The sequence below is a fragment of the Streptococcus sp. HMSC36C04 genome (assembly GCF_001839535.1).
Classification (GTDB): Bacteria; Bacillota; Bacilli; order Lactobacillales; family Streptococcaceae; genus Streptococcus; species Streptococcus hominis.
Genome location: NZ_KV841589.1, coordinates 1 through 1543, shown reverse-complemented (window position 1 = coordinate 1543; position 1543 = coordinate 1). Strand labels below are relative to the sequence as shown.

The window sequence follows — 1543 nt, the reverse complement described above, 5'->3', positions numbered from 1 at the left end:
TACCATTTGTCAAGCAATTCAATGTTTTTCAGTCAAAGAATTGATGATTGATTTGATTTTAATAGTTTATCCTAGCCCTTTTCGGCTCTTTTGATTGGAAAAAGAGTACACAAAAACAACACCTTATCTAGCTATTTTTTTCATAAGGTGTTACAATGATAGAGCATAGACGGCTTTAATGATTTTGGGTTAAAGTGTAATCGTAAAGTTTGTTATGCGTAATGAGGTAATACATTGTCCTTATGAGGCGATGCATTGAGGCAATCGTATGAGGCTTAGTTGAAGTCGTCTGCGATTGTCTTTTTCGTTTCTCATAAAAGTCCGCAATGTGGCAAGGATTGGTATGACTGGTCGAAGCAATGTTGTGAATGGTCTTGAAGAGAATCTTTCTGGCATAAGGATTGCCCCGCTTGGTGATATGTTCTTGGGCCAAATAGTTCCCTGATTCATAGTGTCTCAGATCAATCTCGATAAAGGCGTTGATTTGATTGGGAGACTGAAAACGACGGATATCCCCTAATTCGCCTATGATAGAGGTGGCGGTTGTTTCAGCGATACCAGGGATAGAGAGAAGAATCTCGTATTCTGGTAGAGGTTTGGCCAGCTCTATCATTTTGTCTAAGTAGCACAATAAGACTGTTTGGCTAGTTCAATGAGTTTCCCCACCAGATAAGCGACACGCTTGTCAGAGATGCGTTTGGCTGTAGACTGCCGAATGCTGGCAGTCAGTTCCATCTCAGACACTTCCAGGACGAAAGCTTTACTTGGGAATGCCCTCACCAGCTGCCAGTATTGTTCACCTGTTGGCGCTGATAAAATAGACTCTATTTCTGGGAAGGTCACTTGCAGTACTTTGTGAAGGCGGTTCTTAGTACGAACGGTATCCTCTGTCAGATTCTGATAGAAACGACTCAAATCCCGCAAGTCTTGATAAACCTCCTCTTGAACATAGGTCGGTTTACGATTGAGCACAAATTGAGATTGTGCTAGTTTTTCAGCGTCAATCTTATCTGTTTTACGAACTCGCAGGCTATCCAGTTGCTTCTTAGTTTCCAAAGGATTGAGCCGTGTATAAGTGTAGCCATTTTCCTCCAGAAATGCCTGAAGGTGCCGAGAATAGACTCCGGTTGCCTCAAAGATGATTTCAGGGTGTTGGACGGTTTTTAAATCGCTCAAGAGACGTGCAAATCCGATGGTATCGTTGGGCATGGTGTAGCCATGAACTTTCTCACCATTCACTAAAATAGCCACCTCTGAACTTGCCTTACTCACATCAATTCCAAACACAGTCCGCATGATAATTCCCTCTTTGTCTTGAATGATACCTTGTTTTAGTGATGTCATTTTCAATACACGACGTCAAGCGTCCCACATACTTTGATAACATTCTTCCTAAAACAGGTGTCTTGCCAGTTTTGTGTACGACATCAAGCGTCAAAAAGACCCTCGACTTAACAAGACACCCTCTACTTTAACATAAAGAAAAAGCAGTGAGTACTCTCTCCCGTCGGAGATTTCTTCACTACTAATCTTAGTATGTTTT

General features: G+C 41.8%; 1 pseudogene. It reads right to left on the bottom strand.

Annotation, left to right across the window (positions count from 1 at the left end):
* Window positions 1–175 precede the first annotated feature (175 nt).
* Window positions 176–1296 (bottom strand): annotated as a pseudogene (locus tag HMPREF3249_RS04560) (IS110 family transposase).
* Window positions 1297–1543: the final 247 nt, after the last annotated feature.